This is a genomic window from Streptomyces sp. NPDC001348, assembly GCF_053597535.1.
On record NZ_JBSFIK010000005.1, the window covers coordinates 137,364 to 163,081 of the forward strand.

The 25,718-nt window shown below is 72.1% G+C and carries 25 protein-coding genes and 6 tRNA genes; 10 read left to right on the forward strand and 21 right to left on the reverse strand.

The window, feature by feature from the left end:
- Nucleotide 1: 1 nt before the first annotated feature.
- The 3 genes from ACWC21_RS07390 to ACWC21_RS07400 form a co-directional block, all read right to left on the reverse strand.
- The gene (locus ACWC21_RS07390) at nucleotides 2-1,288 is read right to left on the reverse strand and encodes an ABC transporter substrate-binding protein (RefSeq protein ID WP_450879063.1); all 1,287 of its coding nucleotides are present in this window, start codon (nucleotides 1,286-1,288) and stop codon (nucleotides 2-4) included.
- A 491-nt stretch (nucleotides 1,289-1,779) separates the two neighbouring features.
- Nucleotides 1,780-1,854: transfer RNA gene (locus ACWC21_RS07395), tRNA-Val, on the reverse strand.
- Nucleotides 1,855-1,966: 112 nt separating this feature from the next.
- Nucleotides 1,967-2,425, reverse strand: coding sequence for a TIGR02611 family protein (locus ACWC21_RS07400; RefSeq protein WP_450879065.1), 459 nt, complete (start codon nucleotides 2,423-2,425; stop codon nucleotides 1,967-1,969).
- Between the two features lie 191 nt (nucleotides 2,426-2,616).
- Here ACWC21_RS07400 and ACWC21_RS07405 point away from each other — a divergent pair, with 191 nt between their 5' ends.
- Together ACWC21_RS07405 and ACWC21_RS07410 are read left to right on the forward strand one after the other, a co-directional pair.
- Nucleotides 2,617-3,030 carry an SsgA family sporulation/cell division regulator gene (locus ACWC21_RS07405; protein WP_004002642.1) on the forward strand — a complete coding sequence of 138 codons (414 nt, stop codon included), beginning with the start codon at nucleotides 2,617-2,619 and terminating at the stop codon, nucleotides 3,028-3,030.
- Between the two features lie 305 nt (nucleotides 3,031-3,335).
- Nucleotides 3,336-3,896, forward strand: a complete 561-nt coding sequence (locus ACWC21_RS07410) for a CGNR zinc finger domain-containing protein (protein WP_450879067.1) — start codon at nucleotides 3,336-3,338, stop codon at nucleotides 3,894-3,896.
- Nucleotides 3,897-3,958: 62 nt separating this feature from the next.
- On the opposite strand, the gene ACWC21_RS07415 is transcribed toward ACWC21_RS07410, so the two are convergent.
- Complete coding sequence (locus ACWC21_RS07415; RefSeq protein WP_167747935.1) at nucleotides 3,959-4,111, reverse strand: hypothetical protein; 153 nt, start codon at nucleotides 4,109-4,111, stop codon at nucleotides 3,959-3,961.
- Nucleotides 4,112-4,276: 165 nt separating this feature from the next.
- The gene (locus tag ACWC21_RS07420) at nucleotides 4,277-4,720 is read right to left on the reverse strand and encodes a hypothetical protein (protein WP_450879069.1); all 444 of its coding nucleotides are present in this window, start codon (nucleotides 4,718-4,720) and stop codon (nucleotides 4,277-4,279) included.
- 192 nt (nucleotides 4,721-4,912) lie between these two features.
- Here ACWC21_RS07420 and ACWC21_RS07425 point away from each other — a divergent pair, with 192 nt between their 5' ends.
- The gene (locus ACWC21_RS07425; protein ID WP_450879071.1) at nucleotides 4,913-5,443 is read left to right on the forward strand and encodes a DsbA family protein; all 531 of its coding nucleotides are present in this window, start codon (nucleotides 4,913-4,915) and stop codon (nucleotides 5,441-5,443) included.
- Between the two features lie 67 nt (nucleotides 5,444-5,510).
- Here ACWC21_RS07425 and ACWC21_RS07430 read toward each other — a convergent pair whose 3' ends face one another.
- From ACWC21_RS07430 to ACWC21_RS07440, 3 genes are read right to left on the reverse strand one after another with little or no spacing between them, the layout of a single operon-like run.
- A complete protein-coding gene (locus ACWC21_RS07430; RefSeq protein ID WP_450879073.1) occupies nucleotides 5,511-6,347 on the reverse strand; it encodes a GNAT family N-acetyltransferase in 837 nt (278 codons plus the stop codon).
- Nucleotides 6,348-6,400: 53 nt separating this feature from the next.
- Nucleotides 6,401-7,222, reverse strand: a complete 822-nt coding sequence (locus ACWC21_RS07435) for an aminotransferase class IV (protein WP_450879075.1) — start codon at nucleotides 7,220-7,222, stop codon at nucleotides 6,401-6,403.
- On the reverse strand, nucleotides 7,219-8,262 hold the full coding sequence (locus ACWC21_RS07440; RefSeq protein WP_450879077.1) for a chorismate-binding protein: 1,044 nt from the start codon (nucleotides 8,260-8,262) through the stop codon (nucleotides 7,219-7,221). The genes ACWC21_RS07435 and ACWC21_RS07440 overlap by 4 nt, the downstream gene beginning before the upstream one ends.
- Nucleotides 8,263-8,440: 178 nt before the next feature.
- On the opposite strand from ACWC21_RS07440, the gene ACWC21_RS07445 reads away from it, so the two are divergent.
- The 5 genes from ACWC21_RS07445 to ACWC21_RS07465 all read left to right on the forward strand — a co-directional run bounded on the left by ACWC21_RS07445 (nucleotide 8,441) and on the right by ACWC21_RS07465 (nucleotide 8,890).
- Nucleotides 8,441-8,513 (forward strand) — tRNA-Gly (locus ACWC21_RS07445).
- Between the two features lie 38 nt (nucleotides 8,514-8,551).
- Nucleotides 8,552-8,625, forward strand: a tRNA-Cys gene (locus tag ACWC21_RS07450).
- Nucleotide 8,626: 1 nt separating this feature from the next.
- Nucleotides 8,627-8,698, forward strand: a tRNA-Val gene (locus ACWC21_RS07455).
- 36 nt (nucleotides 8,699-8,734) lie between these two features.
- Nucleotides 8,735-8,806 (forward strand) — tRNA-Val (locus tag ACWC21_RS07460).
- Nucleotides 8,807-8,818: 12 nt separating this feature from the next.
- Nucleotides 8,819-8,890 (forward strand) — tRNA-Val (locus ACWC21_RS07465).
- 104 nt (nucleotides 8,891-8,994) lie between these two features.
- Here the strand turns inward: ACWC21_RS07465 and ACWC21_RS07470 are convergent.
- The 4 genes from ACWC21_RS07470 to ACWC21_RS07485 form a co-directional block, all read right to left on the reverse strand.
- Entirely contained in the window at nucleotides 8,995-9,303 is a 309-nt protein-coding gene (locus ACWC21_RS07470) for a TFIIB-type zinc ribbon-containing protein (protein ID WP_388794513.1), read from the reverse strand.
- Between the two features lie 81 nt (nucleotides 9,304-9,384).
- Nucleotides 9,385-10,335 carry a phosphotransferase family protein gene (locus tag ACWC21_RS07475; RefSeq protein ID WP_450879080.1) on the reverse strand — a complete coding sequence of 317 codons (951 nt, stop codon included), beginning with the start codon at nucleotides 10,333-10,335 and terminating at the stop codon, nucleotides 9,385-9,387.
- Between the two features lie 385 nt (nucleotides 10,336-10,720).
- Nucleotides 10,721-10,915, reverse strand: coding sequence for a hypothetical protein (locus ACWC21_RS07480; RefSeq protein ID WP_132853644.1), 195 nt, complete (start codon nucleotides 10,913-10,915; stop codon nucleotides 10,721-10,723).
- Between the two features lie 117 nt (nucleotides 10,916-11,032).
- Nucleotides 11,033-11,389, reverse strand: coding sequence for a hypothetical protein (locus ACWC21_RS07485; protein WP_450879082.1), 357 nt, complete (start codon nucleotides 11,387-11,389; stop codon nucleotides 11,033-11,035).
- Between the two features lie 196 nt (nucleotides 11,390-11,585).
- Here ACWC21_RS07485 and ACWC21_RS07490 point away from each other — a divergent pair, with 196 nt between their 5' ends.
- Nucleotides 11,586-12,941: a serine/threonine-protein kinase gene (locus ACWC21_RS07490; RefSeq protein WP_450879347.1), complete on the forward strand. Its 1,356-nt coding sequence runs from the start codon at nucleotides 11,586-11,588 to the stop codon at nucleotides 12,939-12,941.
- A 248-nt stretch (nucleotides 12,942-13,189) separates the two neighbouring features.
- On the opposite strand, the gene ACWC21_RS07495 is transcribed toward ACWC21_RS07490, so the two are convergent.
- From ACWC21_RS07495 to cobT, 3 genes are all read right to left on the reverse strand, one after another.
- The gene (locus ACWC21_RS07495; RefSeq protein ID WP_450879084.1) at nucleotides 13,190-14,008 is read right to left on the reverse strand and encodes a TrmH family RNA methyltransferase; all 819 of its coding nucleotides are present in this window, start codon (nucleotides 14,006-14,008) and stop codon (nucleotides 13,190-13,192) included.
- Between the two features lie 63 nt (nucleotides 14,009-14,071).
- Nucleotides 14,072-15,316 carry a uroporphyrinogen-III C-methyltransferase gene (gene cobA, locus ACWC21_RS07500; RefSeq protein WP_450879086.1) on the reverse strand — a complete coding sequence of 415 codons (1,245 nt, stop codon included), beginning with the start codon at nucleotides 15,314-15,316 and terminating at the stop codon, nucleotides 14,072-14,074.
- A gap of 141 nt (nucleotides 15,317-15,457) precedes the next feature.
- Nucleotides 15,458-17,599 (reverse strand): nicotinate-nucleotide--dimethylbenzimidazole phosphoribosyltransferase, encoded by a 2,142-nt coding sequence (gene cobT, locus ACWC21_RS07505; protein WP_450879349.1) that lies wholly within the window; start codon nucleotides 17,597-17,599, stop codon nucleotides 15,458-15,460.
- A gap of 115 nt (nucleotides 17,600-17,714) precedes the next feature.
- Here cobT and ACWC21_RS07510 point away from each other — a divergent pair, with 115 nt between their 5' ends.
- Nucleotides 17,715-17,825, forward strand: a complete 111-nt coding sequence (locus tag ACWC21_RS07510; RefSeq protein WP_450879351.1) for a pentapeptide repeat-containing protein — start codon at nucleotides 17,715-17,717, stop codon at nucleotides 17,823-17,825.
- Between the two features lie 1,972 nt (nucleotides 17,826-19,797).
- Here the strand turns inward: ACWC21_RS07510 and cbiE are convergent.
- The 6 genes from cbiE to ACWC21_RS07540 form a co-directional block, all read right to left on the reverse strand.
- Nucleotides 19,798-21,027 carry a precorrin-6y C5,15-methyltransferase (decarboxylating) subunit CbiE gene (gene cbiE, locus ACWC21_RS07515; protein ID WP_450879088.1) on the reverse strand — a complete coding sequence of 410 codons (1,230 nt, stop codon included), beginning with the start codon at nucleotides 21,025-21,027 and terminating at the stop codon, nucleotides 19,798-19,800.
- Nucleotides 21,028-21,172: 145 nt separating this feature from the next.
- Complete coding sequence (locus ACWC21_RS07520) at nucleotides 21,173-21,811, reverse strand: GNAT family N-acetyltransferase (protein WP_450879090.1); 639 nt, start codon at nucleotides 21,809-21,811, stop codon at nucleotides 21,173-21,175.
- A gap of 145 nt (nucleotides 21,812-21,956) precedes the next feature.
- Nucleotides 21,957-22,784, reverse strand: coding sequence for a MetQ/NlpA family ABC transporter substrate-binding protein (locus ACWC21_RS07525; RefSeq protein ID WP_450879092.1), 828 nt, complete (start codon nucleotides 22,782-22,784; stop codon nucleotides 21,957-21,959).
- Between the two features lie 64 nt (nucleotides 22,785-22,848).
- Nucleotides 22,849-23,571, reverse strand: coding sequence for a methionine ABC transporter permease (locus tag ACWC21_RS07530; protein ID WP_450879353.1), 723 nt, complete (start codon nucleotides 23,569-23,571; stop codon nucleotides 22,849-22,851).
- A gap of 20 nt (nucleotides 23,572-23,591) precedes the next feature.
- The gene (locus tag ACWC21_RS07535) at nucleotides 23,592-24,692 is read right to left on the reverse strand and encodes a methionine ABC transporter ATP-binding protein (protein ID WP_450879094.1); all 1,101 of its coding nucleotides are present in this window, start codon (nucleotides 24,690-24,692) and stop codon (nucleotides 23,592-23,594) included.
- A 343-nt stretch (nucleotides 24,693-25,035) separates the two neighbouring features.
- Nucleotides 25,036-25,686, reverse strand: a complete 651-nt coding sequence (locus ACWC21_RS07540) for an HAD family hydrolase (protein ID WP_450879096.1) — start codon at nucleotides 25,684-25,686, stop codon at nucleotides 25,036-25,038.
- Nucleotides 25,687-25,718 lie beyond the last annotated feature (32 nt).

The following is a 25,718-nucleotide window of genomic DNA, read 5'->3' on the forward strand; positions in this document are numbered from 1 at the left end:
GTCAGGCCTGGAAGGCGGCCTCGGCCTCGGTGAAGAACTGCTTCACCGCGTCCGAGACCTTGGTCTTGCCCTGGCCGAGGTCACCGCCTATGCGCAGGAAGGCGGCCTCGGTGGTGTCGGCGCCGGAGGGGTGCGGGGTGATCGTGCCGAGCACCCCGGCCTTGGCCGTGTCGTCCTCGTACTGCGCGATCTCCTTGTTCACGGCGTCGGTCGGCTTGAAGGCCTGGTACTGCTCGGTGCTGGCCAGGATGCCGCGGTCGTAGCCCATGATCTTGCCGACCTCGGGGTCGTGGACCATGAAGTCGATGAACTGGGCGACCTCCTTGGGATGCGAGGTGTGGGCCGAGGCGCTCAGCATCAGGGAGGCGAGGTACTGGCCCGTGTGCTTGCCGTCGGTCGTGGGGATCGGTGCCAGGCCGTAGGTGCTGTTGCCCTCGGCCGTGTACCGGACGGTGAAGTTGTCCCAGGTGAACTCCGAGGCGCCGTGGCGGGCGGAGAGCGAGGACTTGGGCATGTCCTGCTGGACGATCTTGGGGTCGGTGACGATGCCGGCCTTGACGCGGTTGTAGCCGTCCGTCCACCACTCCGTCAGGTCGGCTTGGTCGAAGCCGAGGCCGTCCTTGGTGAAGAACGCCTTGCCGTTCTGCCGGAGGTAGAGGTCGTACAGGTACATGATGGCGAAGTAGCCCGTGTCCCCCGGCACTTTGGTCTTGTCGTGGACGGTCTTCAGCGCCTTGAAGTACTCGTCCCAGGTCCAGCCCTCCTGCGGCTCGACGCCCGCCTGCTGGAAGAGCTTCTTGTCGATGACCAACGCCATGGTGTTGGAGCCGACCGGGACGCCGAGCTGCTTGCCGTCGACCTCGCCCACCTTGGTGACACCCGCGCGGAAGTGATCCAGGCTCAGATTGCCGGCCTGGATCTGGGACTTGAGGTCGAGGAGAATGCCCCTCTTGTCGTACTTCCGAAGAAACGTGACGGCGTTCTGGAAAACGTCCGGGGGATTTCCGCCGGCGGCCTGCGTCTGGACCTTCTCCCAGAACGATTGATACGTCTGAAAGTCGGTCTTGACCTTGATCTTCGGATGCTTCTTCTCGAAGAGCGCGATGGTTTGATTGATCTTTTTCGCCCGCTCCTCGGCACCCCACCAGGAGTAACGGATCGTAACCGTCCCGTCCCCGGATCCGCTGTCGCCCCCGCAGCCCGTCGTGGCGGCCAGCCCGAGCGCGGCCGCCCCCGCCCCGGCCGCCTTCAGGATCGTACGCCTCTCAACATTCTTGCCAGTCACCACTGTTGGGCCTCCCCGCAGCCTCGTGAGCAGTCATGAATCGTTTCAAGTAAGCGCTTGCTGGCACAAGGTACGGAGGGGTCCGGGGTGCGTCAATGATTCGGACAGGATTTTCTTGGGCGGGCGCCCGCGGGGATCGGCACTCCGGAGCGGACGAGCCGGGGACCTCGCAGGTGAGAGCGTCGAAGGGAGGGTGCGGGCGACGGAAGGCGGCGACGGAAGCCGCAGCGCCGGTCAGCGGACCCGGCGGCCCCGCGGTTCACGCGCGCGCCGTTCGACGTCCGCCGCGCCCACCGGACGACTCGGATCACACCGGACCCATAGCCCACAACGTGCGGCAACCGGAGGAAATGATCTCGAACCACCCTCGTCGGCGCAGGCGGCGCGGTCCAGTGGTGACCCGTTCCGCCGAAGGCGCCCCGGCCGGACCACGCGGCCGGGGGCGCACGACCGCGGCCCACCTGCGATGTCGCAGATGGGCCGTCGGTTCCGGGTGGTGGGCGATACTGGGTTCGAACCAGTGACCTCTTCGGTGTGAACGAAGCGCTCTCCCACTGAGCTAATCGCCCGGGCGCAGGAAGAACATTACCCGATCCGGCGAGCACGTCCGACCACGGGCGGGGCCGGCCGCGGCCACCCGGCCCTGGCCGGCGGAGCCGACCGACCCGGCCCCGAACCGGGTCACTGAGCGCCGATCTTCCAGGGCATCACGAAACCGAACTTCCACAGGTAGATCCCGAGCAGCACACCGACGACCACCAGCCCGACCGAGGTCAGGACGATGTTCCGGCGGCGCACCTTCGGGTCGAGTGCCCGCTGCGCGGCCTCGGTGACCTTGCGCTTGGTCCAGCGGAGCACCAGCTGGGCCCAGACGAACTCGGTCGCCCAGACGGCCATGCCACCGAAGATCACGACCCAACCCGGCCCGGGCAGCGGCAGCATGACGATCCCCGCCGCCACGACCGCCAGCCCGACGACGAAGACGCCGACCTGCCAGCTCAGGTGCAGTGCACGCCGGGCCTTGATGAAATCCGGTGCCCTCGATCCGAGTCCCCGCTCGTCCCGCGCCCCGTCCCTCATCTCCTCCGCCTCGTCCGACGCCACGGCAACCCCGCCAGGCTCGTTACTCCCCGTATTCATACGACCAAACCCTACCGGAGCGAAACCAATCACCGGAATGGGCGTACGTCCCAGACCCGCACTCGGCCGGAAGAGTTACGTAAACACACGCAAAACACTCAGAGGGGTTTACAACGGCACCGTAGGTGGCATGTCGATTTCGCCGACGTGCGAATCCCCGAGCGCACACTGAGCGAAAGGCCCTGGCGCTTATGAACACCACGGTCAGCTGCGAGCTGCACCTGCGCCTCGTTGTGTCGAGCGAGTCCTCCCTGCCTGTCCCCGCAGGCCTGCGGTACGACACGGCCGACCCCTACGCCGTGCACGCCACCTTCCACACCGGAGCCGAGGAGACCGTCGAGTGGGTGTTCGCCCGCGACCTCCTCGCCGAGGGGCTTCATCGTCCCACCGGCACCGGCGACGTCCGCGTCTGGCCGTCACGGAGCCATGGCCAGGGCGTCGTGTGCATCGCCCTGAGCTCCCCGGAGGGGGAGGCCCTGCTCGAGGCCCCGGCGCGGGCCCTGGAGTCCTTCCTGAAGCGGACGGACGCGGCCGTGCCGCCCGGCACGGAACACCGGCACTTCGATCTGGATCAGGAGCTCTCGCACATCCTGGCGGAAAGCTAGGTCGCGGGATCTCGAAGCCGGCCGACGCCGTCCAACTCGGGGAGACGGCTCGGGCGGCTCTCGGGCCAGGACAACCGCATACGGCAGGACCGGCGCCGTCACCGTACGTGTTCACGGGGACGGCGTCGGTGTGCGAGTGCTCTCCGCCGGGCGGGGCCGCGGCACTACGGGAACGCCGGCCGGCTCGCAGCCGTTCTACCGGGAGCCGATTGTGGGGCGGGGCCGGGTGCGGTGCGCGGGTATGTCGCTACCATCGGCCAGCATCGGCGGGCGCCCGCCCGACCCCCAGGCCAGGGAGCGAAAACGTGTTGATCACCCACGACACCCGGTGCGCCCTCGACACCGTGGTGGATCTGGTGAACACCGCGCCGGAGGAGGACGCGGCGGCGGACGGGCTGCCGGACGTCGCGGCTCTGGCGGACTTCGTGCGGAAGCACGAGATCAGCGGTGTCGGGGTGCTCTCGGAGTTCGACCTGTCGGCGGTGCGCAAGGTCCGCGGTCGGTTCGCGGGGGTCTTCGCCGCATCGGACGCCCGTACCGCCGCCGGGATGATCAACGAGCTGGTGGCCGCCGCGGGCACCACCCCCCAGCTGACCGATCACGACGGCTACGACTGGCATGTGCACTACTTCGCGCCGGGTGCCTCGGTGGCCGACCACCTGGCCGCCGACTGCGGGATGGCTCTCGCGTTCTTCGTGGTGGCCGGGGAGCAGGAGCGGCTGCGGCGCTGCGAGGCGCCCGACTGCCGACGGGCCTTCGTCGACCTCTCCCGCAACCGTTCGCGTCGCTACTGCGACTCCCGCACCTGCGGGAACCGGCTGCACGTGGCCGCCTACCGGGCTCGCCGGAAGGAAGCGGCCGGCTGACGGCGGTCGCCCGCTGTCGACGCCGCCCCCGGCGGGTGACGCCGGGGACGGGCGTGTACGGCTCACAGCAACAGCAGATCGTGCAGCGCAGCCATGAGGAGCAGACACCCGATCACCGCCAGGAAGATCATCAGCGGTGGCTGGGAAAGGGCGAAGAGGCACCCGCGCGGCTCGTCCTTCGGCGGCGCGGCCTCGCTCTCTGACGTGTCCAGCATCTCGCGGCGATGATGGACCAGAGGGCACCCCGGCCGCGATCAACACGCTCGGAATGAGCGGGAGCTCGCCGAATTCATCGATGTCGGTCCGGTTCCGGCCCAGCAGTGATCATTTGAGGGCACGGCGGGGACGGTCTGTGTCCGGTGGGCGGGTGCCCGACGACGTCATATTCCGTGCTTCTTGAGGATGGCCTCGATGTCGCTGAAGTCGTCCGCGGAGTCACCGGTGCGAGGGGCCGCGGCGGGGCGGGGGGCCGGACGGGTGCCCTGACCGAGGGAGGGCGCCGCGGCCGCCGGAGCGACCGCCTCACGCTCCGCCGTCCTTGCCGCCCTGCGCTCGGCACGGGTTCCCCCGCGCCTGCGCTCCACGGCCCGGGTCGTCGCGAACAGGGCCCAGGCCGCGCCCAGCACCCCGAAGCCGGCCCAGGCCGTCGGGCTGAACGCGGTGTCGGCCAGCCAGCCGACGACGCCGGTCATCACCAGTCCCACCGGCACGAGCGAGTAGGCCGCGATCCGGGCGGCGGCCAGGAAACGCCTGCGGTACGCGGTGACCACCGCGATGCCCAGGCCGGCCGCGGAGACGGCGGAGCAGACGGTCTCGGCAATCATCCGGTCCTCCTGGCGGCTCGGTCACGGCACCCTGTCCACTCCATCGTGCACCGCCCGGTACCTGCGAGGCCATGCCCCGGCCCGACATCAGGGACATCTCCGGGTCACCTCCTCCCCAGGTGCCGGTCACGGCGTACGGAGCCGATCGGGGCCGGTTGGGCCGGTGGGATCCGGACTGGGAGACTGGTGCTCATGAGCGACTCCTCCCCCGCGCGCACCGCCGTTCCCGTGCTGGACGTCTGGTGCGAACTGCAGTGCCCGGACTGCCGCACCGCCCTGGCCGACCTGCGTGCCCTGCGCGCCCGCTACGGCGACCGGCTGGAGCTGCGGCTGCGGCACTTCCCGCTGGAGAAGCACAAGCACGCGTTCGCCGCCGCGCAGGCCGCCGAGGAGGCGCTGAAGCAGGGGCGGGGCTGGGCATACGTCGAGGCGGTGCTGGCCCGCGTCGAGGAACTGGACCGTAAGGGAGAACCCTTCCTGGTCGAGGTGGCCCGGGAGCTCGGGCTGGACGCCGAGGAGTTCGACACCGCCCTGATCGACGGCCGGCACATCCTGGTCGTCGACGCCGACCAGGCCGAGGGCAAGGCGATCGGCGTCACCGGCACCCCGACGTACGTCATCGGCGGCGAACGCCTCGACGGCGGCAAGAGCCAGGAGGGCCTGCGCGAGCGGGTCGAGGAGATCGCGGACCGGTTGCTGGCCGGGGGCGCGCCGGCGCGGTGACAGGACCCCGCCGCGGGTCCTCGGCGCGGGTGCCCGCTGCCCGCCCCGAACCGGCCCGCTCAGGATCTCAGCACAGGTCCTTGTAGAGGTGGTGCGCGGTCGGCTCGTAGCCCAGGGCCGTGTAGAGCCGCTCCGCCGGGGTGTTGCCGGCGAAGACGTTCAGTGCGATGCGGTTCTTGCCGGCGCCGATGCCCTGCGCCTCCGCCAGCAGCATCAGTGTCCGCCCGTGGCCACGACCCCGGTGCTCCTCCCGCACCTCGACGTTGAGCACGTAGGCGGCGTCCGGCCACAGCGCCATCCGCAGCCCGACCCACAGGGTGCCGACCGGGGTCCCCTCGTGTTCCAGGACGCTGATCAGCATGTTGTCGGTGGCCGGCCCGTCCGGCAGGTACCGGGCATGACCCTGGTCCGCCTTGGCGTACGCCTCCGCCTCGGACACGCCCCTGGTGATCAGACTGCTCGCGAAGCGCTCCCGGTCCTCTGCCAGCCACGGACCGAACTCGTCCTCCGACATGGGCCGGACGGTGCTGCCGGGCGGCAGCACGGGCGCCACGCCGACCAGGCGTTTCGCCATGTTCCGGTTGCGCGGCACGTATCCGAGCGCCGTGGCGAGCCGGAGCGCCGCGGCGGACTCCTCGGGCACCGATATCTCGACGCGTCGGCACCCCCAGCCGCGGGCGACCTCCTCGGCGGCGAGCGCGGCCACCGTGCCCCGGCCCCGCCCGCGGTCGGGTTCCTCGATGCGCAGGTCTTGGAGGCGGGCCACGGTGTCCCCGTACTCGGGGTGTGTGGACAGGCGTACTCCGCCCACCGGGCGGCCGTTGACGCACACCTGGTAGCGCCGGGAGCGTGTTCCGTCCGGATGCTGCTGAAGCGGCTCGGTCGGCCGCAGGGTCGTCGTCATCAGAGGTGTTCTACCCACCGCGAAGGACCACGTCAGCTCGTTTTCCGGGGCTCTCAGGGATCGAGGTCGTGCCCGGAGCGCTCTTCGAAGACCCGCATCGCCTTGGTGGTCACCGGCCCGGGGGCGCCCGGCAGCTCCCGGCCGTCGACCCGGTGCACGGCCTGCACGTCCCGCAGCGTGGACGTCAGGAAGACCTCGTCGGCGTGCTCCAGGACGTCGAGCGGCAGGTCGGTCTCCCGCGCGCCGGTCCACTCCGCGGTCAGCACCCGGGTGATGCCGGCCAGGCAGCCGGAGGCGAGCGGCGGGGTGTGGATCTCGCCGTCCAGGACGACGAACACGTTCGAGCCCGTGCCCTCGCACAGCCGGCCGACCGTGTTGGCGAAGAGCGCCTCGGAGGCGCCCTGTTCGTGGGCGCGGGCGAGGGCGACGACGTTCTCGGCGTATGAGGTGGTCTTCAGGCCGGTGAGGGCGCCCCGCTCGTTGCGGGTCCACGGGACGGTGATCACTGCGGTGGAGTCGGGGCGACGGCTGGTCTCGCCCAGGGCGACCACCAGGGTGGGGCCCTGATCGCCACGGTCCGAGCCGAGCGGCCCGTGGCCGCCGGTGTAGGTGATGCGCAGCCTGCCGAGCGGCACCGGGCCGGCCTCCAGGACGGCCGCGCAGGCGCGGCGCACCTCGTCGAGGTCGGGGTCGGGCAGTCCCAGACCCCGGGCGGAGCGCGTCAGCCGGTCGAGGTGCCGGGTGAGCGCGAAGGGCTTGCCGTGGACCGCCTTGACCGTCTCGAAGACGCCGTCGCCCACGGTCAGCCCGTGGTCGAAGACGGAGACACGGGCGGTGTCGACGTCCTGCAGCCCGCCATCCAGCCAGATCTTCATATGAGCGCCCCTCCACTCTCCTCGTACGCCCCCGACGCTACCGCGAGCAGGCGGGACGCCTTGAGCTCGGTCTCCCGCCACTCGCCCTCGGGGTCGGACCCCCAGGTGATCCCGGCGCCGGTGCCGAACCTCAGGACACCCTCGGCGCGGTCGATCCAGAAGGTACGGATGCCCACGGCCAGCTCGCCCGTGCCCCGGTCGGCGTCGACCCAGCCGATGCCGCCGCAGTACGGGCCTCGGGGTTCCGTCTCCAAGGCGGAGATGATGCGCAGGGCGCTCTGCTTGGGAGCACCGGTGACCGAGCCGGGCGGGAAGGCGGCGGCGAGCAGTTCGGGCCAGCCGGCCCGTTCGCGCAGCTCGCCGCGGACCGTGGAGACGAGATGGACCAGGCCGGGGTGCTTCTCCACGGCGCAGAGGTCGGGGACGGTGACGCTGCCGGTGGCGCAGACACGCCCGATGTCGTTGCGGACCAGGTCCACGATCATCACGTTCTCGGCGTAGTCCTTCTCCAGGAGGTCCGCCTCGGTGCGCCCGGTGCCCTTGATCGGCCCGGACTCGACCGTCCGCCCCTCCCGGCGCAGGAACAGCTCGGGCGAGGCGGTGGCGATCTCGACACCGTGCCCCGGCAGCCGAATCGTTCCTGCATAGGGTGCGGGGTTGCCGCGCGCCAGCAGGGCCGTGAGGGCGTCCACATCGGCGTCGGGATCGACCGGCGCCGTCAGGACGCGGCAGAGGTTGGCCTGGTACACGTCGCCGGCCGCGATGTGCGCGCGGATCCGGCGCACGGCCGCGGTGTACGCGTCGCTGTCGAGTGACGACGTCCAGGCGTCCACGGCCGGGCCGCGCCACCCGCCCGGCGCCGGCGCGGGCACCGGCAGCTCCCGTACGTCGGCGAAGCGGGCGCAGGTCAGGGCGCCCTCGAAGTCGGCGCAGACGGCCCAGAAGCCGGTGGAGTCCAGCGCCGCCGGGTCACTGGTCACATCGAGGAGACCGGTGGCGACGCGGTGGCCGAAGCGGGCGAGAGGGGGCAGGTGGAGCACACGACCGAGTCTATGGCGGGTGTCGCGCGGGAGACCCGGAGGTGTCCTCCCGGGCGTCCTGACCACGGGGTCTCCCGGGTGCAGCGCAGCACGCTGCGCAAACGCGTTTTTGTGCTGGCCCGGGAATCCGCTAGAGTTCAACACGTCGCCGGGACGCGCAAGCGAACCGAAACGACAGGCGGACGTAGCTCAGTTGGTAGAGCGCAACCTTGCCAAGGTTGAGGTCGCGAGTTCGAGCCTCGTCGTCCGCTCGAAGGAGAGGGGACTTCCCGGTTCCCTGCACACTCCTGGTGGAGTGGCCGAGAGGCGAGGCAACGGCCTGCAAAGCCGTCTACACGGGTTCAAATCCCGTCTCCACCTCCATGGACGATTAGCTCAGCGGGAGAGCGCTTCCCTGACACGGAAGAGGTCACTGGTTCAATCCCAGTATCGTCCACGGGATCTGCCGGCACCTTCGGCAAGATCCGTACCCGCGCGATTAGCTCAGCGGGAGAGCGCTTCCCTGACACGGAAGAGGTCACTGGTTCAATCCCAGTATCGCGCACGCAGCACCCCCGGACGATTAGCTCAGCGGGAGAGCGCTTCCCTGACACGGAAGAGGTCACTGGTTCAATCCCAGTATCGTCCACACACCGGAGCCCCCGGCCGTCTCGTACGGCCGGGGGCTCCGTCGTGCGCCCGGTGGATGCCCGGTGGGTCTGTTGGGCTCAGCTCCCGATGGGCCCGTTGGGCTCAGCTGGAGAACAGCATGTGGCCGAAGCTCTTGTGGCGGTGGTGGCCGCCGTGACCGCCGTAGTGGCCACCGTGACCGCCGTGTCCGCCGCCGTACGGAGCGCCCCAGGCGGGTGCCGGCGGGGCCGGGTAGGCCTGGGGGGCGGGCGGAGGCGGCGGGGCAGGCTGGGACCACTGGGACTCCAGACGCGTGAGGGCCTCCAGTTCGCCGTAGTCGAGGAAGATGCCGCGGCAGCCGCTGCACTGTTCGATCTGGACGCCGTTGCGGTTGTACGTGTGCATCTCCGCATGGCACTTGGGGCACTTCATTGCTCGGCTCAACTCCTCGCCGGTCGGTCCTGCTTCGTGTTTCCCCAGGACAGACTCCGTGCGGCCCCGGTCGGTTGCACCCTACTTCGGGAATCCGTGCGGCGACTCGGGCGGGGCGGAGCCCATCCGCGCGCAGGCGTCGATGACGGACTGCTCCACCTCGTCCAGCGGCCGGTCCGCGGCACGGGCCTTGCTGATCACCAGGGCGGCGGTCTGGACGGTGAGGGCACGGGCCGGGACGTCCAAGGCGGGCCAGGGGTCGCCGTCCGGAGGCACGGCCGGGCCGCCCGCGGCGCGGTAGGCGGCGAGGAAGCGGGCCCACTCGTCGGGCGGGAGGAGTCCGCAGGCGTACCAGGCGGCGGGACGCGCCAGGTCCCAGGCCGCGACACCCACCCCGAGGTCGTCGACGTCGATCAGCCGCCAGGAGCCGTCCGGGGCGGGGTGCCGGACGAGCTGACCGAGGTGGAGATCGCCGTGGCAGAGGACGGCGGTGCCGGGCATGGGCGCCTCGGCGCGGGCCCACGCCGGGAGCGCCGCCCAGGCGCGCAGAACGGGGCGTGCGGCGGGGTGGTCTTCGCCGGCGAGGGCGGCCCGGAGCCTGGCCAGAGCACGTGCGGCCTTGGCGGGGCCGCGCATCGGGGGCACGGTGGTGGGGGCGTGCGCCCGGTGCAGGCGGGCGAGGAGGGTGGCGGCGGCCTCCCAGGGGGCGGCCTCCGGATCGTCCGGGTCCACGGGGACACCGTGAGGCCAGAAGGTGACGAGCCGGCTGTCCACGGTGACCGGGTCCGCGGTGACGGGCGCGAGGAGTATGCCCGGCAGACGGGCGGCGACGGCCAGGCGCAGGGTCAGCTCGGCGTGGTCCGTGTCCGGCGCGTGGGCCTTGGCGACGATTCCGGCGTGCCGGACGACAGTGGCGTCGGGACGGTCGGCGAGGGCGACGGAGGCGGTTCCGCAGGCACAGGCCGCTCCGTCCGGGTGAGCGGCGGCGGTGACCTTCGCGATCAGCTGCGGCAGCAGGAGGTCTGCGGTCACGGGGTCCTCTGGGGCGGCGACGTTTCTGCGAAGGGTACGGGGGTGCGGTGTGCCGGGGTCGAGTGCTGCCGGGGGACCTGTGCGGGCCAGGGGCGCGGAGCCCGGCGCGACGGGGTGCCGCCGCGCCCACTCGTGCCGGGCCGCGGACGACCAACCGTCGCCCGCCACAACGAACCCGTCTGAACCGCGGCCCATAACCGAGCAGCCCCCACAGACACCAACCACATCCGCGAAAAGCGGCTCCGGCTCGGGCCCAAAGGGGGTTATGCCGGCGCAGCTCCCCAGCTGCGCCGGCATCTGTGCCGTCCGCCGCACCCCCGTCCCCACGGGGTTTCATGGGTGGATGTCCCCGCCCGGACCGCTCTTCCGGGCCTGGGGTCGCTGTTCAGCGCCCCAGCATCACACCCACGGACGACGCCTGTGTGACCACTGCTTCCCATCCGCCGAAGGCGTAGACGAGCAGGGCCGCCAGGGGGAGGACCATCGCGGTCGCCACCAGTGGGTGACGCCGGCCGGTACGGCGGGGGCGCGCGGTGCGTGCCTGCGTGCGGATGAGTGTCCGCGGAGCCGTGTGGGCCATGGTCCCTCTCCTGACCGTTTCAGTTGTCCTTGGCAGCGGCGGGTGTCTTGACCTCGGGGGACGAGTGCTGCACCCGCCGCTTGACCCCCAATCTAGGCGGGTCGGCGACGACGGGCGTCATGCCGTCGTACCGCTTGACGGGCCTCCCGGAGGATGAGCCGTCACCTGCGGTGTACTCCCCTGGGTGGAGATGCGGCCCTTGATCTCGGGGTCTTCCCGGAGGGGACGCCCGGAGTGCCCCTGCTTTTCCGAGCTGTCCTCGCGCGGCACCGGCTGTTCGACCAGGGCCAGGACCCGGTTCGCCATGAAGCGGGCCGTGCGGACCACGCTACCGTTGCGAGTGACTTCGCTCACTTCGACCACCCCTCGCCGCACCGCCGTCTCCACTCGGCGGCCCGCCCGGCTCGCCACCACCTCGTACGTCCGTGTCGTGTCCCCCGCGTCCACGACTATCTCCACACGGTCACCCTTCACGCGTCCAATCCCCCTTCCGGGATGGATGGTTGAGGCCACTGGGCGGTCAAGGGAGCCCGCTGCGACGGCGCCCTGACCACTCTTCAAGTCTCCCACCCGGCACTGACAATCCATGGGGGCGAGAGGGCGCGGCCTCTGCGCGCTGCGGGCCGTGGAAACGTAAGCTGTGCCACGTCACACGGACCGGGCAGCGGGGATGAACATGGCGATGATGCGCCTGAGGCGCGAGGACCCGCGCGTCGTCGGCTCGTTCAGGCTTCACAGACGGCTCGGCGCGGGCGGCATGGGGGTTGTCTACCTGGGCTCCGACAAGAAGGGGCAGCGGGTCGCCCTGAAGGTCATCCGGCCGGACCTAGCGGAGGACCAGGAGTTCCGGTCGCGGTTCGCGCGTGAGGTCTCCGCGGCGCGACGGATCAGGGGCGGGTGTACGGCCCGGCTGGTGGCGGCGGACCTGGAGGCGGAACGGCCGTGGTTCGCCACCCAGTACGTGCCCGGTCCCTCCCTGCACGACAAGGTCGCCGACGAGGGCCCGCTCGGCGCGGCCGAGGCGGCCTCCATCGGAGCCGCCCTGTCCGAGGGGCTGGTCGCCGTGCACGAGGCCGGTGTGGTGCACCGGGACCTGAAGCCGTCCAACATCCTGCTGTCCCCCAAGGGGCCGCGGATCATCGACTTCGGCATCGCCTGGTCCACGGGTGCCTCGACGCTCACGCACGTCGGCACGGCCGTCGGCTCCCCCGGATTCCTCGCGCCCGAGCAGGTGCGCGGCGCCGCGGTCACGCCGGCCACGGACGTGTTCTCGTTGGGGGCGACCCTGGCTTACGCGTCGACGGGTGACTCCCCGTTCGGGCACGGCAGTTCCGAGGTGATGCTGTACCGGGTGGTGCACGAGGAACCGCATCTGCACGGGGTGCCCGACGCGCTCGCGCCGCTCGTGCGGGCCTGTCTGGCGAAGGATCCCGAGGAGCGCCCGAGCACGCTGCAGCTGTCGCTGCGGCTGAAGGAGATCGCGGCGCGTGAGGCGCAGGGCCTGGCCACGGTCCGGCCGCCCACGCCGCGCGCCGCCGAGGCGGACCGGCCCACCGGGCGGCTCGCCGAGACCTACCCGGATTCGCAGCGCGCGCAGCGGCGCCCGGCGGCCTCGCAAGGCACCCCGCCACCGCGCGGCGGGGCAGCCGGACGGGGCGGCACGCCGCCGCGCGGTGGTGGTCTGCCGAGGGGCGGTGTGCCGTCCCGGCCGGACGGGTCGCGCACCGGCGGCGGGCGGGCGACCCCCACCTCGCGGGGCGCCACCCGGTCCGGCGGTTCGGGGCGTCCCGGTCAGCGCGGTGGTGCCGGACGTCCGCGTCCCACGGGAACCGGGCGGCGGCCCGCCAACCCCCGGCTGCTGCGCCAGCGGCTGTTCGTGTTCGTCGTGGTGACCCTGCTGGTCGCGCTCGGCATCGCGGCGGCCCAGGGGTGCCAGGGGCCGGCGCACGGGCTCGGCGGCGCCGGGAGCGTCGTACATGCGCGGCGGGCGCATGTGCCGTTGCCTCCGGCGGATCTGCGGGAGTAGCGCTCGCCGCGGGGGCACGGGCTGTCCGGGCGGGGCGATGCTGGTGCCGGGGCAACCGTCGGTGGGCGGGGATGTTCCCCGGCGACCGTCGGTGGGCGGTGATGTTCCTCGCCCCCGCCGCCCCTACCCTTCCCGTCCCCAGGGGCTCCGCCCCTTCGACCCCGCCAGGGGGCTCCGCCCCCTGAACCCCCGCGGGGCTCCGCCCCTGCACCCCACCGGGGGGGCTGCGCCGTCGGGCACGTCGGGGTCTACGCCTCCGGGCGGCCGGTGGCCACGGCGTAGAAGGCGACCGCGGCCGCCGCGCCGACGTTCAGGGAGTCGACGCCGTGGGCCATGGGGATGCGTACCCATTCGTCGGCGGCGACCAGGGCCTGGGTGGACAACCCGTCGCCCTCGGCGCCCAGCATGAGCGCGACGCGGTCCATGCGGTGCGGTGCCGCCTCGTCGAGGGTCTTCGCCTTCTCGTCCGGGGTGAGCGCGAGGAGGCTGAAGCCCGCCTCGCGGACCGACTCCAGCCCCTTGGGCCAGGTGTCGAGGCGGGCGTACGGCACGGAGAAGACGGCGCCCATCGACACCTTCACACTGCGGCGGTAGAGCGGGTCGGCGCAGTCCGGGGAGAGGAGGACCGCGTCCATGCCGAGGGCGGCCGCCGACCGGAAGATCGCGCCGATGTTGGTGTGGTCGTTGACCGCTTCCATGATCACGACCCGGCGCGCGTCCTGCAGCAGTTCGGCCGCCGTCGGGAGCGGTTTGCGCTGCATGGAGGCGAGGGCGCCGCGGTGCACGTGGTAGCCGGTGACCCGTTCGGCGAGCTCGGGGCTCACCGCGTACACGGGGGCCGGGAGTTCGTCGATGACGTCGCGCATGACGTCGATCCACTTGGCCGAGAGCAGCATCGAGCGCATCTCGTAGCCCGCTTCCTTGGCCCGCCGGATGACCTTCTCGCCCTCGGCGATGAACAGGCCCTCGGCCGGTTCGCGCTTGCGGCGCAACTCGACGTCGGTCAGGCCCGTGTAGTCGCGCAGACGCGGGTCGGCTGGGTCCTCAACGGTGATGAGATCGGCCACAGAGCGATACTGCCTTGTCCTGGGTGCGGTGCCAACGGCTCGGAACGGGTGGGTTACCCGCGGTTACTCGGGGAGGAGGACGGAGGGGGTGGTTCCCACGGCGACCACCTCGCCGATGACGATGACCGCGGGGGGTTTCACGTCCTCGGTACGCACGGCGTCCGCGACCGTGGCGAGGGTGGCGTCGACGCGTCGCTGGGCGGCGGTCGTGCCCTCCTGGACCAGGGCGACGGGTGTCTCGGGGGACTTGCCGTGGGCGACGAGCGTCCCGGCGATCTTCCCGATCTTGTCGACGCCCATCAGGATCACCAGGGTGCCGGTGAGCCTGGCCAGTGACGGCCAGTCGACCAGGGAGCGCTCGTCGTCAGGGGCGACATGGCCGCTGACCACCGTGAACTCATGGGCGACACCCCGGTGCGTGACCGGGATGCCGGCCGCGCCGGGCACCGAGATCGAGCTCGAGATGCCGGGGACGACCGTGCACGGGATCCCGGCCTCGGCAAGGGCCTGGACCTCTTCCATGCCCCGGCCGAAGACGTACGGGTCGCCGCCCTTGAGGCGTACCACGGACTTGCCCTGCTTGGCATGCTCGATCAGCGCGTTGTTGATGGCCTCCTGGGCCATGAAACGGCCGTACGGGATCTTCGCCGCGTCGATCACCTCGACATGCGACGGGAGTTCGGCGAGCAGGTCACGCGGGCCGAGGCGGTCGGCGATGACCACGTCGGCCTCGGCCAGGAGACGCCGGCCGCGGACCGTGATCAGGTCCGGGTCGCCGGGGCCACCGCCGACCAGGGCGACGCCGGGGGTGCGGGTGCGGTGGTGCGGTGCCACCAGGGTGCCGTCGCGCAGCCCCTCGACGACCGCGTCGCGGATCGCGGCGGTGTGCCGGGGGTCGCGGCCCCGGGCGTCGGTGGTGAGCACGGCGACGGTGACGCCCTCGCTGTGGCCGGTGGCCGGGGTCCAGGCGGTCGCCGCGTCGGCGTCGTCGGAGCGGACGCACCAGACGCGGTGGCGTTCCGCCTCGGCGGAAGCGGCGGAGTTGGCCTCGGGGTCGCTGGTGGCGATCAGGGCGTACCAGGCGTCGGTGAGGTCGCCTTCCGCGTAGCGGCGCCGCTCCCAGGCGATCTCGCCGGCGTCCGCCATGGCCTCGACGGACGGGGTCGCCTCGGGGGACACGAGACGGATGTCCGCGCCCGCGGCGATCAGCGCCGGGAGGCGGCGCTGGGCGACCTGGCCGCCGCCGAGGACGACGACCCTGCGGCCGGTGAGGCGGAGACCTACGGGGTAGGCGGGGTGTTCGGCCATGAGGTGCGACTCCTCGTGCAGGCGGTGCGGGGGGCACGCTGCTGCGTCGAAGCGGCCCTGACGTGCGGATTTTAGGGTGTGGGCGGAGCAGCCCGCGCGGGCGGTCCGATGGCTGGGCACCGGACCGCCGCCGCTGCGGGCCTACTTCTCCGTCACCCCCGCCGAATCGAACGTGGCCACCTCGTGCATCGCCCGCGCCGTGCTCTGCACCAGCGGCAGGGCGAGCAGCGCGCCCGTGCCCTCGCCGAGGCGCAGGTCGAGGTCGACCAGGGGGCGCAGGCCCAGCTTGTTGAGGGCGGCCACGTGTCCGGGTTCGGCGCTGCGGTGGCCCGCGATGCAGGCGGCGAGCACCTCCGGGGCGATCGCCCGGGCGACCAGCGCGGCGGCACCGGCGCTGACGCCGTCCAGGATCACCGGCGTACGCAGCGAGGCGCCACCGAGGAGCAGGCCGACCATGGCCGCGTGCTCGAAGCCGCCGATCGCCGCGAGGACGCCGATGGGGTCGGCCGGGTCCGGCTTGTGCAGTTCGAGGGCGCGGCGGACGACCTCGGTCTTGCGGGCCAGCGTCTCGTCGTTGATGCCGGTACCCCGGCCCGTCACCTCGGCCGGGTCGGCGCCCGTGTAGACGGAGATCAGGGCGGCGGAGGCGGTGGTGTTCGCGATGCCCATCTCACCGGTGAGCAGGGCCTTGTTGCCGGCCGCCACCAGGTCGCGGGCGGTCTCGATGCCCACCTCGATGGCCTGCTTGGCCTCCTCGCGGGTCATCGCCGGACCGGTGGTCATGTCGGAGGTGCCCGCGCGGACCTTGCGGGGCAGCAGACCGGGTGTGGCGGGCAGTTCGGCGGCCACACCCACGTCGATGACGCAGACCTCGGCGCCCACCTGGCCCGCGAAGGCGTTGCAGACCGCTCCCCCGCCGAGGAAGTTGGCCACCATCTGGGCGGTGACCTCCTGCGGCCAGGGGGTGACGCCCTGGGCGTGCACCCCGTGGTCACCGGCGAAGATCGCGACGGCGGCGGGCTCCGGGATCGGCGGCGGGCACTGGCGCGAGAGACCGGACAGCTGCGCGGAGATGATCTCCAGCATGCCGAGCGCGCCGGCCGGCTTGGTCATCCGCTTCTGCCGCTCCCAGGCCTCGCCGAGCGCCTTGGCGTCCAGCGGGCGGATCTGGGAGACGGTCTCGGCGAGCAGGTCGTGCGGGTCCTCACCGGGCAGGGCCCGGCGGCCGTACGTCTCCTCGTGCACCACCCAGGACAGCGGGCGCCGCTTGGACCAGCCGGCCTGCAGCAGCTCGGGCTCGTCCGGGAACTCGTCGACGTATCCGACGCACAGGTAGGCGATGACCTCCAGGTGCTCGGGCAGGCCGAGGGCACGCACCATCTCCCGCTCGTCGAAGAAGCTGACCCAGCCGACGCCGAGGCCCTCGGCACGGGCGGCGAGCCAGAGGTTCTCCACGGCGAGCGCGGCGGAGTACGGCGCCATCTGCGGCTGGGTGTGCCGGCCCAGGGTGTGCCGGCCGCCGCGGGTCGGGTCGGCGGTGACGACGATGTTCACCGGGGTGTCGAGGATGGCCTCGATCTTCAGTTCCTTGAACTGCTTCGCCCGGCCCTTGGGGAGGGACTTGGCGTAGGCGTCGCGCTGGCGCATGGCCAGTTCGTGCATGCTGCGGCGGGTCTCCGCGGACCGGATGACGACGAAGTCCCAGGGCTGCGAGTGCCCCACGGAGGGCGCGGTGTGGGCCGCCTCCAGGACGCGGAGCAGCACTTCGTGCGGGATCGGGTCACTGCGGAAGCCGTTGCGGATGTCGCGTCGCTCGCGCATCACCTTGAGCACGGCCTCGCGCTCGGCGTCGTCGTAGCCGGGCGCGGCCGGGCCGGTGGGCTGTCGTGCTTCTGCCACTTCGGCCGTGCTCTCTTCCTGGTCGGCGGCCCTGGTGTCCAGGTCCTCCGCGTGCTGTACGACGTCGTGGTGCGGTTCCTCGTCCCGGTGCGCCGGCGCCTGGTCGGCCTCCCGGGGGGCGGGGACCGTGACGAGGTGCGGAGTGTCCGGTACGGCGCCCTGCACGGGCACGAACGCCTCCGGCTGCTGGTCCGGTTGCGGCTGCGGCTGCGCGGGCACGCTGCCCGCTGCCGCGGCGGCGGGGTCGGTCTGGGCGGGGACCTGTTCGGCGGCGGGGGCCGGGGATCCGTCGACGGGCCCGGGCACCTGGACGGGCGGGGCGGCGGGCTCCTCGGTCGGCTGGGCGGCCGGCGCCTGGAGTCCGGTGCCGTCCTCGGGGTGCACGGTTTCGGGCGCGGCGGCGTCGGGGACGCCCGGCTCCGCCGGGCCGGCCTCCGAGGCCTGGGGCGCGGCGTCCGGCTGTTCCGGTGCGGAGGTTTCCGGCGCGAGGGCTTCCGGTGTGAGGCTTTCCTGCGCGACACTTTCCGGCGCGAGGCTTTCCGGTGCGAGGCTTTCCGGTGCGGGAGCGGCGGGCTGCTCCCGGTCACCCGCCGGGGGGTACCCCGGCTGAGGGCCCTGGACCTGCTCGGGCAGGTCGTGGCCGGTGGGTGCCGTCGGCACGGCGTCGGGAGCGGCCGGGCCCGGCTCGGCCTGCGGGGGCTCGGCGGCGGGCACGGCGGTCCGAACCTGTTCCGGAGCGTTGTCCCCTGACTGGATCCCGGCGTCCGGCACCGGCGTGTCCTCCGGTGACGGAACGTGCTCCGGGGCCTGGGATCCGTCACTGGTCCGAGCGCCCTCGGTGAGTTCGGCGGCCTCGGAGCTCGGGTGAGCACCGGAGGCCGGGGCCGCGGGCTCGACCGTCTCGGAGGGCAGGACGGCCTCAACGGCCTCGACGGCCTCGATCGCCTCGACAGGCTGCTGGGTCTCCGGAGTCCCGGTCGGCACCTCCTGGGCCTGCGTCTCGTCCGGCACCGGCGCGGACACGGCCTCCGGAGCCTCCGGGGATTCAGTGCCCTCAAGGGCTTCCGGGGCTTCCGGCGCTTCAGGAAGCGGCTCGCCGAGCGCCTCCGCGTCCCCGTGGACCGGAACGCCCTGCGGAGCGGGCGGCTGTTCGGTCGCCTCGGCGTCCGGGACGGGCCGCGCGCCCTCGGAGCCCGGCAGGGCCTCCGTGACGTGGGCGGCCTCCGGGCTCTGGACGTTTTCGGAAGCAGGGGCGGCGTCGGGGCCGGGGACGGCCTCCGCGTCCTGTGCGGGCGCGGAGCCCTGAGCGGCATCCGGCGCGTGGGCCGCCTCGGCGCCCTCGCCTCCGGCCGCCGGGTGCGCCCCGACGGGCCCGGGGACGCCCTGCGCCGGGTCCTGTTCCTGGGCGACCGGCCCGGTGCCCTGCGCCTCCTGCGCCGCCGCGTGCGCGGCGGCGGCGGCCTCGGTCGTGGCGCTCGCGGTGGCGGCCTGCGCGGCAAGCCTGGCCAGGGTGGCCTGGGCCGGGCCGGAGGAGGTGGCGGCCGGGTCGGCGGCCGGAACAACCGTTTCGGCAGCCGGCGCCTGAGGGCTCACCTGTGGCTGGGGTGCCGCCTGCGGTGCCGCCTGCGCCGCACCCCAGGGGGCCGCGCCCTGCGGGGCGAGGTCGCGCAAGGGTTGCGCGTCGAGGTACTCCGGGCCGCCGGCGGGCGGCCCGGGCTGCCGTACGGGTGCCCCGGCGGGACCGCGGTCGGCGAGGGAACGGACCGGGCTGGCCGAGGTGTCGGGAATCGGCGGGCCGAGGTGCAGGGGGCGTCTCGGGACCGCCGGGGCCGTCGCGGGATCGTGCGGCACCGAGAGGATCGGCGACGGCGGGACGGACACCGGACCGGTCTGGGGCAGGCGGACGCCGCCGAGGTCGACGGAGCCGCTGTCACGGCCGTCCCTCTCGTGCGGGTCCGGCTCGTGGACGGTCTCCACAACCGGCTCCGGAGGAGGCGGCGGGACCTCGTTGCCCCAGGCGCCCTGGGCGCCCGGCAGCAGCAGGTCTTCGTCCTCGGCGGTGGTCTCGGAGAGGTAGGTGTACGCGCCGTGTGCGGAGACGCCCGGCTGTTCCACCATGCCCGCGCTCTCCGGCAGCCCCTCGCCCGGGACCTGGCCGGTGTCCGTCATGCGTACCCCTCGCCCATCGGTTAGTGCTCCCTACGACCAGCTCACGCGGAACGGCGCACCGACCGCCCCGCAAAGTCAAGAACGAGCATGCGTGCCCAGCGGCACGAACGACCCGTCCGGAAAAGGCGACAAAGCCATTCAGTGGCATTGTCCCGGCCGTGCCGCCGTCACGACAGCTTGATCCGCGACAGCCCGCTGTGGACTGCGCCACGTTGCGCGCCCTCCGGTTCTGCCGTACCACACCCGTCCCAAAACAGGTGGGTTTTCCGGACATTGGCGAACGAATTTCCGGACCACCGGGTGCGGTACAACGATCGGCCAGCCTACCGCGAGCGGTACGACAACCGGATCACGGGGCGCGATCGGGCGGCCCCACCCGTCGCCCGGCCACCCTCGGCGATGCTCCCCGGAGCTCAACGCCCGGGAGTGCCCCCATCGCGCCGCGGCAGTTCCCCCGTGAGCAGGAACGCGACGCTCCGTTCCGTCTCCGTCCAGGCCCGCGTGTCGAGTTCGACGGACTGCAGCAGGGCGCACTCGACCCGGTAACCGTGCTCGGTCAGGTCCCGGCCTACGAGTTCGGCGGCGTCGCGGGTCGCGGCGTGGGCGACGATGCGCTGGGGCCGGCGGTCGGCGACCGCGGAGACCACGGCCGCTCCCCCGCCGCCGACGCGGACCACGTCCGGCTCGGGCAGGTTCTCCAGCACGTGCGGGGCGGTACCCCGCACGACCTGGAGTTGTACCCCGAAGTGTCGTGCGGCCGTCTCGGTGCGGGCGCAGGCCTCCGGATCCCGGTCCACGGCGATGACGGCGGCGCCCGCGCGTGCGGCCTCGGTGGCGAACGCGCCGCTGCCGCAGCCGATGTCCCACACCAGGTCGCCGACGCGCGGTCCGAGGCGGGCGAGTTGGGCCGCACGGAGCAGACCGGTCTCGCCCTCGCCGAGCCCGCCGCCGTACGTCTCGTCGGGCAGCACCCAGCCGCGTGGGCCCGAGCCCGGTTCACGGCCGGCGATCCAGCCGTCCCCCGCGGCGGCGGGGCCCGTGGAGCCGCCGATGACGATGACGACGTTGGGGTCGCGCCAGGTGTGGTCGGGCGCCTTGTCGGAGGTGACGACGGAGACCTGCTCGCGTTCGGTGCCCAGTTCCTCGCAGATGACGAAGGTGCGGTGGACCCCGTCCAGGAGCAGACCGAGTTCGGCGGGACCGGCGCCGGGCGAGGTGAGCACGGCGACCTTGGTGTGGGCGCGGCACACGTTCACCGCACGTCGCAGGGTGCGCCGGTGTGCGACGACCACTTGGGCGTCGTCCCAGGGCATGCCGGCGCGGGCGAAGGCGGCGGCCACGGAGGAGACGGCGGGCACGACCTCGACCTCGAGGCCGAACTCCGGTGCGCGCAGCGTCCGTACGACGCCGAAGAAACCGGGGTCGCCGTCGGCGAGCACCACCGCGGTGCCGCGGTGGGCGGCGATACGGCGGGCGGCCAGGGGAACACTGCCGAGGCGGATGCGCTCGGCGGCGCGGGGGACCTCGGGGAGCTCCAGGTGGTGGGCCGCCCCCGCTACGAGGGTGGCGGCGCCGAGCGCGGAGCGTGCCGCGGCGGTCAGCGGCGAGCCGTCCCAGCCGATCACCGTGACCCGGTCGGCCATCGTCGTCAGTCTCCAGGTTTTCGCAGGTCGTCAGCGTACGGGCGCCCACAGGCGGGCTCCGTGAGGGTACCTGGTGGAGCCGCCGGGCGCGCGGCGGGCGGGTCGCTGTGGTTCGGTCCGGGCGGTTCCCGCCGTTCGGGTCTTGTCAGTTCCAGTCGGAGAACGACGTGAAACCGCCGGTGTCGGCGAGTTGTTCGCCCGCGCCTTCCAGGTCCTCCGGGAGGAGGCTCCACACGATGAAGTCGGTGCGGGTGTCGGTCCAGGTGCCGTCCGCGGTGCGGACGTGGGCTATGCAGGCGTTGCGCAGGACGCCCTCGCTGATGCAGCCGATCTTCTGTGCGACCTGCTGGGAGGCGGTGTTGCCGGCGGCGGTGCGCAGTTCGATGCGCTCGAACTTCTGGTCGCCGAGCAGCCACTGGGCGGTGGCGAGGGCGGCCTCGGAGGCGTATCCCTCGCCGCGCGCCCAGGGGGCGACTACGTACGACAGTTCGGTGGACCGGATGTGCCAGTTGGTCTTGGCCAGTTGGACGACGCCCACCAGTCGCTGGGTGAGGAACTCGGTGACCGCGAGGTCGAGGCCGCGCCCCGCGGCGCGCTCGGCGGGGGCGTACTCGCCGACCCAGCGGCGGGCCTGCTCCTCGGTGTAGGGCTGGGGGACGTCGGTCCAGGCTCCGACCTGCTCGTCGTTCATCATCTCGGCCAGGGCGGGGACGTCGTCCTCGTCCAGGGGACGCAGCACCAACCGCTCCGTGCTGATGGAGATGCTGGGGAAGGTGCTAGTCATGCGCCGCTCCGTAACCTTCGGTAAAGCCGCTGAAACCTGAAACACGGGACTGCTGAACTGCCCAGCATGCAGCATGAAATCACTCAGCCGCACAACGGGGTCCACTCGCAGTGAAGGAGCGGACCCCGTGCGTGGTGATATGGGATCAGAACGACGCGATGACCGAGCCCTGGTACTTGTCGTCGATGAACTTCTTCACCTGGGGCGAGGTCAGGAGCTTGGCGAGCTTCTTCACTCGCGGGTCCTTCTCGTTGCCCTTCTTCACCGCGAGGAAGTTGCCGTACGGGTTGTTCTTGGGGGACTCGAGGACGAGCGCGTCCTTGGCGGGCTTCAGGCCCGCGGAGATGGCGTAGTTGCCGTTGACCACCGCGGCGTCCACGTCGTCCAGGGAGCGCGGGGTCTGGGCCGCCTCGACCTCCTTGAACTTGAGGTTCCTGGGGTTCTTGGTGATGTCCTGCGGGGTCGCTTCGTTGCCCACGCCGTCCTTGAGGGTGATGAGTTCGTCGGAGGCGAGCAGCTTCAGGGCGCGCGCTTCGTTGACGGCGTCGTTCGGGACGGCGACGGTCGCACCGCTCTTCAGGGCGTCGGCCTTCTTGACCTTGTGGGAGTACAGGCCGAGCGGCTCCAGGTGGACCGTGACGACGGGCACGATGTCGGTGCCGCGCTTCTTGTTGAAGTCGTCCAGGTAGGGCTGGTTCTGGAAGTAGTTGGCGTCCACCGAGCCGTCCTCGGTGGCCGTGTTCGGCACGATGTAGTCCTGGAACTCCTTGACCTGCAGGTCGAGGCCCGCCTTCTTCGCCAGGTGGTCCTTGACGTAGTTCAGGATCTCGGCGTGCGGGGTGGGGCTGGCGGCGACGACCAGCGGGCCGCTGTAGTCGGCGGCGGAGTCCTTGCCCGAGCCGCAGGCACCGAGCCCGAGGGTGAGGGCTCCGGCGGCGAGGACGGCGATGGTGGTCTTGGCGGTGTTACGCACGAAAAGTGCCTTTCCTGGGGTGGTGCGACCCCGCTGTGGGTGCGCGGGGAGTCCGAGGGGGTGTTCAGGCAACCTTGCCGATGTCGGCCGCCGCCGGCTCCTTGGCCTTGAGCAGACGGAGCTTCGGCGCGGGGCCGGAGCGGCCGCCGCGGTGGTACAGGGAGCGGGCCGCGTAGTCGCCGGCGAACTGGATGAAGGAGATGACGACGGCGAGGATCGCCACGGTGACCCACATCAGCTGGGTCTCGAAGCGCTGGTAGCCGTAGCGGATGGCGATGTCGCCGAGGCCTCCGGCACCGACCGTGCCGGCCATCGCGGAGTAGCCGATGAGCGCCACGATCGTGGTGGTGGTGCTCGAGATCAGGGAGGGCAGGGACTCCGGTACGAGTACCTTGCGCACGACCGTCCAGGTGTTGCCGCCCATCGACTGCACGGCTTCGACGAGTCCGCCGTCCACTTCCCGGACAGCCGTCTCGACCAGGCGCGCGAAGAAGGGGATGGCGCCGATGGCGAGGGGCACGATGGCGGCTTCCCGGCCGATCGTCGTGCCGGTGATCGAGCGCGTGAAGTTCATCAGCGCCACCATGAGGATGATGAACGGCATGGACCGGGCGACGTTCACGATCTGCCCGATGACCTTGTTCGCGACGACGTTCTGCAGCAGTCCGCCCCGGTCGGTGAGGACGAGCAGGATGCCGAGCGGGAGTCCGCCGACGACGGCGATCAGCGTGGACCAGCCGACCATGTAGAGGGTGTCCCAACACGCCTGGGACAGCAGGGGCTGCATCTCGGACCAGTCCGTCCAGGTCACTTGGCACCTTCCTTCACCAGTGCGGGCTCACGGCCCTCGTGGCCGACGACGTCGATCTGGAGTCCCTGCTCGCGCAGGAAGCCGATCGGCACGACGTTGTCCTCGTAGCGGCCGGGCAGTTCGATGCGCATGCGGCCGATCTGCAGGCCGCCGACGGTGTCGATGGCGGCGCCGAGGATCGAGATGTCGATGTTGTAGGTGCGCGAGAGCTGGGAGATGACCGGCTGGGTGGCCGCCTCGCCCTGGAAGGTGACGTCCACGACGGTGCGGTCGGCGTCGGCGGCCTCGCCGCCCACCGGGAACAGCGCGGCGGCCAGTGCGGAGCCCGGGGTGGCCAGGAGCTCGCTGACCGTGCCGGACTCCACGACACGGCCCTTGTCCATGAGTGCGGCGGAGTCGCAGATCGACTTCACGACGTCCATCTCGTGGGTGATGAGCAGGACGGTCAGGCCGAGCTGCCGGTTCAGGTCGCGCAGCAGCGTCAGGATCGAGCGGGTGGTCTCCGGGTCGAGGGCGCTGGTGGCCTCGTCGGAGAGCAGCACCTTGGGGTCGCCGGCCAGGGCACGGGCGATGCCGACGCGCTGCTTCTGCCCTCCGGAGAGCTGGGCCGGGTAGGCCTTCGCCTTGTCGGCGAGCCCCACCAGGTCGAGCAGTTCCAGCGCCTTGCGGGAACGTTCCTTCCCTGACGTGCCGAGGATCTCGAGAGGCAGTTCGACGTTCTCCTGGACGGTCCGGGAGGCCAGCAGGTTGAAGTGCTGGAAGACCATGCCGATCCGGCTGCGGGCCCGCCGCAGCTCCCGGCCGGCGCGCGGTCCGCGCCCGGCGAGGGCGGTGAGGTTCTGTCCGGCGACGGTGACCGTGCCGGCGGTGGGGCGTTCCAGCAGGTTGACGCACCGGATGAGCGAGGACTTGCCGGCGCCGGACTGTCCGATGACGCCGTACACCTCGCCTTCGCGAACGTGCAGGTCGACGCCGTCGAGGGCGGTGACCTCCCGGCCGCGGGACCGGTAGACCTTGGTGAGGCCCGATGTGGTGATCACGTGGGTTTCCGTCACTGTCGAGTGCGCGGGCGTGGATGTGCCCGGGCACGGGTGCATTCGTTCAGGGACGCGGCACGGTTCTCGCGGTGGCGATGGAACCGGGAGAGAACATGTGCGCGGGGCGCGGCTCAGGTCACGTACGGCTCACGGCGTACGAACGTGCCACGCCGGCTCGCTTCGGGGCGCGAGCCCGGGGGTGGTGCAGGGGCCCTCTAGAAGGCGCACATTCGGCAGGTGCGACACATACGACGAGCACCGGGCGTCAGGGTCGCCTCGGTCGCAGGGATGCGGCAGCTCGTCGTGGTCATGCGATCAGTAAACCAGACGTACGGTCCTGACAGACCCGAACTGTCCGCATGCTGGACAGCCATGGACAGTCATGAACGGGTGCCGTGCGGGGTCAGTCGCGGACGGATATCCGGATCCCTCCGTCGGTGACCAGTGCGGAGAGGGCCGACAGGTTCTCGACCACCAGGTCGGCGACCAGCTCGTGGGCCTGGTGTGTTGTGGTCAATGCCACGGTGGTCATCCCGGCGGCGCGGCCCGCCTGGAGTCCGGCCGGAGCGTCCTCGAAGACGACGCAGCGGGCGGGGTCCACGCCCAGGTGGCGGGCCGCCAGCAGATAGGGCTCCGGGTCGGGCTTGCCGCGCGTGATGTCGTCGGCGGCGATCAGCGTCTTGGGCCGGATGCCCACGGCGCCCAGCCTGGCCTCGGCAAGCCGCCGGGTGGCCGAGGTGACGACGGCCCAGGAGTCGGCGGGCAGCGGGTCGAGGAGGTCCGTGGTGCCGGGGAGGAGGTGGACACCTCCGTTCGGTACGTCCTCGACCTCGAGCTGCTCGACCCGGGCGACTGCTTCCGGCACGCGACCGGCGGGCAGCAGGTCGGCGACGATCTCCACCGCGGGCCGTCCGTGCAGCTCGACCCGCCCGAACTCCTCGGCCGTGATCCCGTACTCCCGGGCCCATCGCGTCCAGCAGCGCTCCACGGAGTCCAGGGAGGAGACGAGGGTCCCGTCGTTGTCGAAGAGCAGGGCTTGCGCGTGGATCGTCATGGTCCAGACCCTACGGGCCGCGCGCACCCCGG

Bases quoted from the DNA above. Each gene is read 5' to 3' on its own strand.
- ACWC21_RS07400 (WP_450879065.1), bottom strand. From the start codon at position 2,425: ATGAATACGGGGAGTAACGAGCCTGGCGGGGTTGCCGTGGCGTCGGAC.
- ACWC21_RS07420 (WP_450879069.1), bottom strand. From the start codon at position 4,720: ATGATTGCCGAGACCGTCTGCTCCGCCGTCTCCGCGGCCGGCCTGGGC.
- ACWC21_RS07415 (WP_167747935.1), bottom strand. From the start codon at position 4,111: ATGCTGGACACGTCAGAGAGCGAGGCCGCGCCGCCGAAGGACGAGCCG.
- ACWC21_RS07520 (WP_450879090.1), bottom strand. From the start codon at position 21,811: ATGACTAGCACCTTCCCCAGCATCTCCATCAGCACGGAGCGGTTGGTG.
- ACWC21_RS07425 (WP_450879071.1), top strand. From the start codon at position 4,913: ATGAGCGACTCCTCCCCCGCGCGCACCGCCGTTCCCGTGCTGGACGTC.
- ACWC21_RS07540 (WP_450879096.1), bottom strand. From the start codon at position 25,686: ATGACGATCCACGCGCAAGCCCTGCTCTTCGACAACGACGGGACCCTC.
- ACWC21_RS07530 (WP_450879353.1), bottom strand. From the start codon at position 23,571: ATGCAGCCCCTGCTGTCCCAGGCGTGTTGGGACACCCTCTACATGGTC.
- ACWC21_RS07470 (WP_388794513.1), bottom strand. From the start codon at position 9,303: ATGAAGTGCCCCAAGTGCCATGCGGAGATGCACACGTACAACCGCAAC.
- ACWC21_RS07430 (WP_450879073.1), bottom strand. From the start codon at position 6,347: ATGACGACGACCCTGCGGCCGACCGAGCCGCTTCAGCAGCATCCGGAC.
- ACWC21_RS07535 (WP_450879094.1), bottom strand. From the start codon at position 24,692: ATGCACCCGTGCCCGGGCACATCCACGCCCGCGCACTCGACAGTGACG.
- ACWC21_RS07435 (WP_450879075.1), bottom strand. From the start codon at position 7,222: ATGAAGATCTGGCTGGATGGCGGGCTGCAGGACGTCGACACCGCCCGT.
- ACWC21_RS07480 (WP_132853644.1), bottom strand. From the start codon at position 10,915: ATGGCCCACACGGCTCCGCGGACACTCATCCGCACGCAGGCACGCACC.
- cbiE (WP_450879088.1), bottom strand. From the start codon at position 21,027: ATGGCCGACCGGGTCACGGTGATCGGCTGGGACGGCTCGCCGCTGACC.
- cobA (WP_450879086.1), bottom strand. From the start codon at position 15,316: ATGGCCGAACACCCCGCCTACCCCGTAGGTCTCCGCCTCACCGGCCGC.
- ACWC21_RS07490 (WP_450879347.1), top strand. From the start codon at position 11,586: ATGAACATGGCGATGATGCGCCTGAGGCGCGAGGACCCGCGCGTCGTC.
- ACWC21_RS07405 (WP_004002642.1), top strand. From the start codon at position 2,617: ATGAACACCACGGTCAGCTGCGAGCTGCACCTGCGCCTCGTTGTGTCG.